This is a genomic window from Pseudomonas machongensis, from assembly GCF_034961125.1.
Taxonomy (GTDB): domain Bacteria; phylum Pseudomonadota; class Gammaproteobacteria; order Pseudomonadales; family Pseudomonadaceae; genus Aquipseudomonas; species Aquipseudomonas machongensis.
Genome location: NZ_JAYFUI010000136.1, coordinates 1 through 7,683 on the forward strand (window position 1 = coordinate 1; position 7,683 = coordinate 7,683).

At 65.8% G+C, this 7,683-nt stretch carries 5 protein-coding genes and 2 pseudogenes; 5 read left to right on the plus strand and 2 right to left on the minus strand.

From position 1 onward, the window contains the following. Window positions 1-7: 7 nt before the first annotated feature. The gene (nadC, locus tag VA602_RS14210) at window positions 8-856 is read right to left on the minus strand and encodes a carboxylating nicotinate-nucleotide diphosphorylase (protein ID WP_323453519.1); all 849 of its coding nucleotides are present in this window, start codon (window positions 854-856) and stop codon (window positions 8-10) included. Between the two features lie 217 nt (window positions 857-1,073). Here nadC and VA602_RS14215 point away from each other — a divergent pair, with 217 nt between their 5' ends. From VA602_RS14215 to VA602_RS26810, 5 genes and pseudogenes are all read left to right on the plus strand, one after another. Beyond that, window positions 1,074-3,224 carry a DUF1631 domain-containing protein gene (locus tag VA602_RS14215; protein WP_323453520.1) on the plus strand — a complete coding sequence of 717 codons (2,151 nt, stop codon included), beginning with the start codon at window positions 1,074-1,076 and terminating at the stop codon, window positions 3,222-3,224. An 83-nt stretch (window positions 3,225-3,307) separates the two neighbouring features. Continuing rightward, complete coding sequence (ampD, locus tag VA602_RS14220) at window positions 3,308-3,868, plus strand: 1,6-anhydro-N-acetylmuramyl-L-alanine amidase AmpD (RefSeq protein WP_054895216.1); 561 nt, start codon at window positions 3,308-3,310, stop codon at window positions 3,866-3,868. Then, window positions 3,865-4,695 (plus strand): regulatory signaling modulator protein AmpE, encoded by an 831-nt coding sequence (gene ampE, locus VA602_RS14225; protein WP_112897311.1) that lies wholly within the window; start codon window positions 3,865-3,867, stop codon window positions 4,693-4,695. The genes ampD and ampE overlap by 4 nt, the downstream gene beginning before the upstream one ends. Before the next feature lie 1,076 nt (window positions 4,696-5,771). Next, window positions 5,772-5,975, plus strand: a pseudogene (locus tag VA602_RS26805) (HAMP domain-containing protein); the annotation flags it as partial. Between the two features lie 342 nt (window positions 5,976-6,317). Then, window positions 6,318-6,833 (plus strand): annotated as a pseudogene (locus VA602_RS26810) (methyl-accepting chemotaxis protein); the annotation flags it as partial. Between the two features lie 10 nt (window positions 6,834-6,843). On the opposite strand, the gene VA602_RS14235 reads toward VA602_RS26810, so the two are convergent. Next, the coding region (locus tag VA602_RS14235; RefSeq protein WP_323453522.1) for a hypothetical protein at window positions 6,844-7,683 on the minus strand (840 nt) is incomplete at its 5' end.

Sequence of the window (7,683 nt, forward strand, 5' to 3'; positions counted from 1 at the left end):
AGCGGGATCAGAGGCTCAGGCGCATCGACAGGTCGACGGCCTTCACATCCTTGGTCATCGCGCCGATGGAGATGTAGTCCACACCGGTTTCGGCGATGACCCGCAGGGTGGTTTCGTTGACCCCGCCGCTGGCTTCGAGCTTGGCCTTGCCTGCGGTGATGTGCACCGCTTCGCGCATCTCGTCCAGGGTCAGTTCGTCGAGCATGACGATATCTGCACCAGCCGCCAGAGCCTGGCGCAGTTCGTCCAGACTTTCCACTTCGATTTCCACCGGCTTGCCCGGCGCGATGCGGTGCGCGGCGGCGACGGCTTCGGCCACGCCGCCGCTGGCAGCGATGTGGTTCTCTTTGATCAGGAAGGCGTCATACAGGCCGATGCGGTGATTGTGGCAGCCGCCGCAGGTGACCGCGTACTTCTGCGCAAGGCGCAGGCCCGGCAGGGTCTTGCGGGTATCGAGCAAGCGCACCTGGGTGCCCTCGACCAGGTCGGCGAGAAAGCGTGCGCGGGTGGCCACGCCCGACAGCATCTGCAGGAAGTTCAATGCCGAGCGCTCGCCGGTGAGCAGCGAACGGGCCGGGCCTTCGAGGTGGAACAGCACCTGGTTGGCGGTGGCGCGTTCGCCATCGACCACCTGCCAGTGCACGGCCACCCGCGGGTCGAGCTGGCGGAACACGGCATCGACCCAGGCGGTGCCGGCGATCACGCAGTCTTCGCGGGTGATGATGGTGGCCTTGGCCAGGCGCTCGGCCGGAATCAGCTGGGCGGTGATGTCGCCGCTGCCGACGTCTTCCAGCAGTGCGCGGCGCACGTTGGATTCGATTTCGGCGGTGAGATCGGCGAGACGTAGGTTCGGCATGGTCGGCTCCACAAGCTAGGTGCCGGCGATTATAGGGCAGGGGGGCGCGGTTTACAGCCGTCGACCCTGCAGTCGGGAAGTGTGCGTCTGGTCGCGTCTTGTAAATGGCGTGTTGGCAGCTGTCATCTTTTTCACTGATAATGGCGCCTTGTATTTGGCGTCATAGCTTTGACGATGTTTCCTCGCCAGTCGACCAATACCCTGCAAGGAGTTCGGGATGCATGAAGAAGGCAAGATGGGGCCCTTGGTGGCCGCCATCGACAGAGGGGTGCGCACGCCCTTGCCTTGCCTTCCCGTCGTGCTCCTGCAAGTACGTGACAAAGCGGCACTGCACTTGCGCCAAGGGCTGCGTGCCCTGTTCGACAACGCAGACGACACGCTCTTCGAAATGGCCGACAAGGCTTGTGCGGGCGATCAGCAACATCTCTATTTCGAAGCCATGCGCGACTTGCGTCTCAAGCGCAAGAGCATTGAACGTGCCTTTCTCGATATCTTTCATGAAACCTTCAGCCGCATCGGCCAGGCCGACCCGCTAGGGTCGCTGGGCACTATCGACCTGCCCGTCGGCAAGGCCCAGCGCGAGCGAACCCTGGCGGTCGGTGCCATGGTCGAGCGCGTGCTGGCGCGCGACGTCTTTGCCCTCGAGCAACTCGGCCAGCGCTTTTCCGCCCTGCTCGAAATCCCCCTGGATGTGCGGTGCAATCCGCTGGGGCCTGCGTGCCTGTGTGGCTACTTTCTGGACGCCGGACGCAGCCTGGGGGTAGACCTCAAGGTCAAGCTGGTCCTGCTCAAGCTGTTCGAGCGCTATGTGCTGCGCGACGTCGACCTGCTCTATGGCGAGGCCAACCAATTGCTGGCCGCGGCGGGCGTGCTGGGCGAACTTGCCCCCGCCCCGCGTCGGCGTGCCGAGGACCGCGGCCTGGCCGCACGACGCACCCCGGCCTCGTTGATCGCGGGTGAAGACATAGGTGCGGACAGCGCCGGCCAGGCTTACTTCGCCTCGCTGGAAGGCTTGCTGGCACCGGTACGTGGCAGGCTGGCGCCGCGCTTGCAGAGTGTCTCGACGGCGCAGCCGATCGGTAGCGCCGATTTGCTGCGCCTGCTTACTCACCTGCAGCATTACGTGCCAGGGCCGTTCGAGGCCGACGATTTCGACCTCGGCCAGCAGCTCGAACAACTGTTGCTGCGGGTCAGCGTTCGCAGTGGCACGCGCCGCCGCCTGGCCACTGCCGACGAAGACATGATCAACCTGGTCGACCTGCTGTTCGACCACATCCAGCGCGACGATAACCTGCCCCCGCCCCTGCGCGCCCTGCTTGGACGCTTGCACATCCCACTGCTCAAGGTCGCCTTGCTCGACAAGAGCCTGTTCAGCCGTGCCAGTCATCCAGCGCGCCGCCTGCTCAACGAGATCGCTGCCATGGCCATCGGTTGGGAAGGAGCGGGTGAAGGGTTGCAGGCGCGGGTTGAGCGTATCGTCCAGCGGCTGCTCAGCGATTTCACCGACGATGCTCGGCTGTTCGCCGAGGTGCTCGAGGAGTTCCTGCTTTTCAGCACCGAAGAGCGTCGGCGCAACGAGCTGCTGGAGCAGCGCACCCGCGATGCCGAAGAGGGGCGGGCGCGGACGCTGCAGGCACGCCAGCAGGTCCAGCACGCGCTCAACCAACGCCTGCGCGGGCGCGTATTGCCGCGGGTGGTGGTGCAGATGCTGGTGGACTCCTGGAGCCAGGTGCTGCTGCTCGCCTGGCTCAAGCAGGGCGAGGCGTCCGCGGCCTGGATCGATGGCCTGGCGACCATGGACGCGCTGCTGGACAGCATCGCCCCGCACCCGGGGCCGCAAGCGCGCCAGGCCCTGCTCGAACAGGTGCCGGGGCTGCTCAAGGCTTTGCGTGATGGGCTGGCGGGTGTGGCACTGGATTCGGCTGCGCTGCGCGAGTTCTTCCTGCAACTGGAGCGTCTGCACCTGCGCGCCTGTGCCGAGCCCGGCCAATGGCATGACGAGGCTGATGATGTGCGGGTGGAGACGGATATCGTCCTGGCCGTCGCCGAGGAGTCGGCAGGTGGCCGGGCGCCGGTCCTGGACGAGCACAGCCCGCAATTGCGCCAGGTCCAGCGCCTGCGCCTGGGCACCTGGATCGAGCTCAGCGACGATGACGAGCCGCTGCGCTGCAAGCTGGTGGCGCGTATCGACAGCAGTGATCGGCTGGTCTTCGCCAACCGCACCGGCATGAAGGTGCGCGAGTGGAACAGCATTGGCCTGGCCCTTGCCCTGCATCGTGGCGAGGCACGGGTGCTGGACGACGGGCTGCTGTTCGAGCGCGCCCTCGATGCGGTGCTCGACAGCCTGCGCATTGCCCAGGCACGTTGAGGTACCCACAATCATTTACATGCAAGCGCGCGGTCGGCGGGGCATACTGAAGCCTCGTATCCGGCGTTTTTCAGGATCTGCCCATGCAATTGGACCGCGCCACTGGCTGGTTCTCCGGTGTCACCCACTGCCCCTCGCCGAACTTCAACGCCCGCCCCGAAGGCGAGGCGATTTCCCTGCTGGTGATCCACAACATCAGCCTGCCGCCAGCCTGTTTCGGTACGGGCAAGGTTCAGCAGTTCTTCCAGAACCGGCTTGACCCGGCAGAGCATCCCTACTTCGAAAGCATCCAGCACCTGACCGTGTCGGCGCACCTGTTCGTCGAGCGCGATGGTGCGGTCACCCAGTTCGTGTCGTTGCTCGACCGCGCCTGGCATGCCGGGGTGTCGTGCTTCGACGGGCGTGAGGGATGCAACGACTTTTCCATCGGTATCGAACTCGAAGGCACCGACGATATGCCTTACACCGATGCCCAGTACACGGCCCTGCAACAGCTGACGCGGCAGATCCGCAGCCTCTGGCCTGCGATCGGCCCCGAACGCATCAAGGGTCACGACGATATCGCGCCGGGACGCAAGACCGATCCCGGGCCAGCCTTCGACTGGCCCCGCTACCGCGCTGCGCTGAACGAGGACAAGGCATGAGTTTCCTGGTGTTGGTACTGGTGTTGTGGGTCGAGCAGTTCTCGTCCCTGCGCCATCGCTTGCAGCGTGACGGGTTCTTCCTCGGTGAGCTGGTGCGTCTGGAGCGCAGCGGCAAGGTGCACCCCTGGTGGAGCCTGGCGATCCTGGTGCTGGCACCGGTGCTGGTGCTGGCGTTGCTGCTGCATGTGTTGCAGCCGGTGGCCTACGGCTTGCTGGCGCTGCCAGTGCACCTGCTGGTGCTGATCTACAGCCTTGGGCGCGGAGATGCCAAGGCGGCGCTCGGCCCGTTCCGCGACGCCTGGCGTCGGGGTGATGAACAGGCGGCGCTGCATGTGGCCGAGCGCGATCTGGGCCTGGCTGCAGACGATCCGCGTGACCTGCTGGCGCGGGTGCAGGGCAACCTGGTGTGGCAGGCGTACCAGAGCTTCTTTGCCGTGATCTTCTGGTATTTCCTGCTCGGCCCGGCCGCAGCACTGGGGTATCGCTTGCTGGCGCTGAGTGCAGCAAACAGCCATCAACCAGCGCTCAAGGAGCGCGCGGCGCAGCTGCGCCATGCCATGGACTGGTTGCCGGTGCGGGTGTTGGCATTGAGCTTCGCGCTGGTCGGCAACTTCGTTTCGGTGGCCCGGGTGATGCTGCACGAAGTGCTCAACTGGCACATCAGCGCGGGGCAGTTGATCGCCCGTGTCGGGCGGGTGGCCGATGATATTCCCGAGGAAGAAGAGGCGCAGAGTGCGCTGGCGCGCCTGGACAGCCTGTGGGAACTGCTGCTGCGCAGCGCGGTGCTGTGGTACGCGGTGTTTGCGCTGTGGACGGTGCTGCTGTGAACTGAACGCCGAAGCCGCTTAACCTTAAGTTACAAACCTTGGATTGATTCTGCGCTATACAGAGCCTCGGCCAGTTATGGCCTTGTGCTACCCCGCAGAACAATAAAAATCCAAGGAGGTGACCCATGAAGCGCCTGCTCCATCCGGCCATCGCGTTGATGAACCGGCTGAGCTTCGGCATGAAGTTCAGCCTGATCAGCGTCCTGTTCTTCCTGCCCATGCTGGTCACCAGCTTCTATCTGGTTCGCGATGCCTATCGCCAGTTCCATGTCACAGGCGTCGAGCTGAGCGGCCTTGGCCCTGTGGCTGGCAGCCTGGCCCTGCGTGGCGACCTCGAAAGCCTGGGCAATCTCTTGCAGATCAACGCCGTGCTCGGCCAGTCGGGCCAGGCCGGGGATGTCGAAGCGCGTATCGATGCCCTCGAGGACAAGGTCCAGGCCCAGCTCCAGGCCCTGGCGAGCCAGGATCCGCAGCTCGAAGCCAAGCGCGTCGAGCTGGCCGACGCCTTCGCCAAGGCTCGCGCCGAAACCTCCCTGCAAAACAAGACCGCGCTGTTCGACAAGCTGCTGGCCCAGGCCCAGGTGCTGGGCAAGCTGGTGGCCAGCCAGGCGGGGTTGAGCCAGGACGATCAGGCGTCGGTGCGCCAGTTGAGCGACCTGATCGGTACCAGCACCGCTCAGGTCACCCAGATGCTCGGCGAAGGACGGGCCATCGGCGCCGTTGCCCTGGGGCGCGGCTTCATCGATTCGGCGGGGAGTGCTCGTTTCGAAGACTTGCTGCAACGCCTGGAGCGTCTGTCGGCCGACTACGCCCTGCGTGTGGACGACGCGTTGGCTACCGATACCCAGGCCAAGTCCAGCCTCGGTGCGCAGGCTCAAGCCAGCCAGGCGACAGTGCGCCGGGCAGCGGCGCTGTTCGAGGACCAGGTCGTGGTGGCCGAGACCCTCGATGCGCCCTGGCCGGCGTTCTACGAGCAGGTCAGCGCCCTGATGGGCGAAACCTACCGGCTCAACGATGCCGTCATCGCCCACCTGCAGCAGCAGTTGCAGGCACGCCTGGGCGAGCACCGCCTGCACATGCTGGCGCTGGTCGCGGCGCTGGCCATCGTGTTCCTGTCGATCCTCTACCTCTACAGCGGCTTCTATGTGTCGACCCGGCGTACCCTTGGCAACCTAGGTGCGGCCATGGACAGGGTGGCCGGTGGCGACATGACGGTCAGCTTCGAGGTGCGCAGCCAGGATGAGCTGGGCGAGTTGGGCCAGGGTTTCAACGAGACCGTGCGGCGCATCCGCGTGCTGATCGAGCAGGTGGGGCGTACCGTGGCGACCGTCGAGGAGCAGGCCGGGCAGGTGCTCTCGGTGTCGACACGCAGCAACCAGGCCGTGAGTGGCCAGCGCGAACAGATCGAGCAGGTGGCCACGGCGATGAACCAGATGAGCGCCACCGCCCTAGAGGTGGCCCGCAGCGCGGCGCTGGCCGCCGATGGCGCGCAGCAGGTCAACCGCGAGAGTGCCAACGGGCGCAGCCTGGTGGCGCACCAGCAGGACAGCATTGCTCGCCTGGCCGGCGAGATCGACCAGACGGTGGTTGCGGTCAACCAGCTGGTCGGCGACAGCCAGGCCATCGGCCGGGTGCTGGAAGTGATCCGCAGTATTGCCGAGCAGACCAACCTGTTGGCACTGAACGCAGCCATCGAGGCGGCGCGTGCGGGCGAGCAGGGCAGGGGCTTTGCCGTGGTTGCCGATGAAGTACGTACCCTGGCACGCCGCACCCAGGACTCCACCGAGGAGATCGCGCAGATGATCCAGCGCCTGCAGGAAGGGGTTGGTGCTGCCGTGCGAGCCATGGGCAGCAGCCACCAGATGGCGGCGGGTACCGTGGATGAAGCGCGGCAGGTGCAGCAGGCGCTGGCCAATATCCTGGGCGCGGTGGGCGGTATCGTCGAGCAGAACCAGCAGATCGCCGCGGCCGTCGAGCAGCAGACGGCCGTGGCCCATGACATCGACCAGAACATCGTGGCGATCAACCGCGCAGCGCAGGACACCACGCAGGGCGCCTGCCAGACGGAGGACGCCAGCCGCGCGCTGTCCAGCCAGGTGGTGGAGCTGAAGCGGCTGATCGGGGCCTTCAGAGTCTAGATGGCCCCTGTCAGCCCTGCGGCGCTGTGATCTCCACGGGTTTGCGCAGATCCCTCAGGCTGCGGGTCACGGTGCCGGTGTTGCACTTGGCCGCCGCCTGCTCCGGGGTCATGTCGCGGATGGTGCGGTAGAACAGTTCGCAGGTCTGTTTTTTCTGGGTCACCTGCCACTTGGCCGAGCAGGCCTCCAGTGTCAGCTTGGCGTCCGCCTGCGGGTTGCGGCCCATGCCGGCCTGCCAGCAGGCGGCGCTCAGGTCCTGGCCCATCATCTTCAGGCCTGCGGCGTCCGCCTTGTCCTGATCCCCGCCGGTGTTGTTCTTGTCGGCCGCATACCAGATCGCGCTCGGGTGGTTGGCGCCCAGCACCGGCACTTGGGTGCCCGCTTCCGGGCTGATGCTGACCAGCCCCAGCACATTGACCTTCGGCCCGTACTGCTGCTGGATCCAGCTGCGCACCGGTGCGCCGAAAGCCACCATCGGCAGGGGCTTGGCGTCGTGGCGCAGGGTCATCTCCTTGACCATGCGCGTCTGATAGTCGGCGAAGTAGCTGTAGGTGCCTTCCAGGTCCTTGCCGGCGCTGGCGGGCGCAGCGATCGGGGCGATGTCGACGATGGTCTGGTAGGCCGGGGTCTGGCTGGCCTCGACACCGTTGAAGGTCAGCAGCTGCGCCCAGCGATCGGTGGTGTTGGAGCGCAGGTAGTCCTGGGCCTGGGTCAGCGAATAATCCGGCGGGAAGTGCAGCAGCTCGATGCTGCGGCGATTTTCCAGGGCCATGCCCAGTGGCAGGAACAGGTACCAGTCGTAGGCCCACTTGCCATCGTTGTTCAGACGGGTAGCGCCCTGGTAGGCCAG

Coding starts and splice junctions, on each gene's coding strand:
- nadC (WP_323453519.1), bottom strand. CDS start 856: ATGCCGAACCTACGTCTCGCCGATCTCACCGCCGAAATCGAATCCAAC.
- VA602_RS14215 (WP_323453520.1), top strand. CDS start 1,074: ATGCATGAAGAAGGCAAGATGGGGCCCTTGGTGGCCGCCATCGACAGA.
- ampD (WP_054895216.1), top strand. CDS start 3,308: ATGCAATTGGACCGCGCCACTGGCTGGTTCTCCGGTGTCACCCACTGC.
- ampE (WP_112897311.1), top strand. CDS start 3,865: ATGAGTTTCCTGGTGTTGGTACTGGTGTTGTGGGTCGAGCAGTTCTCG.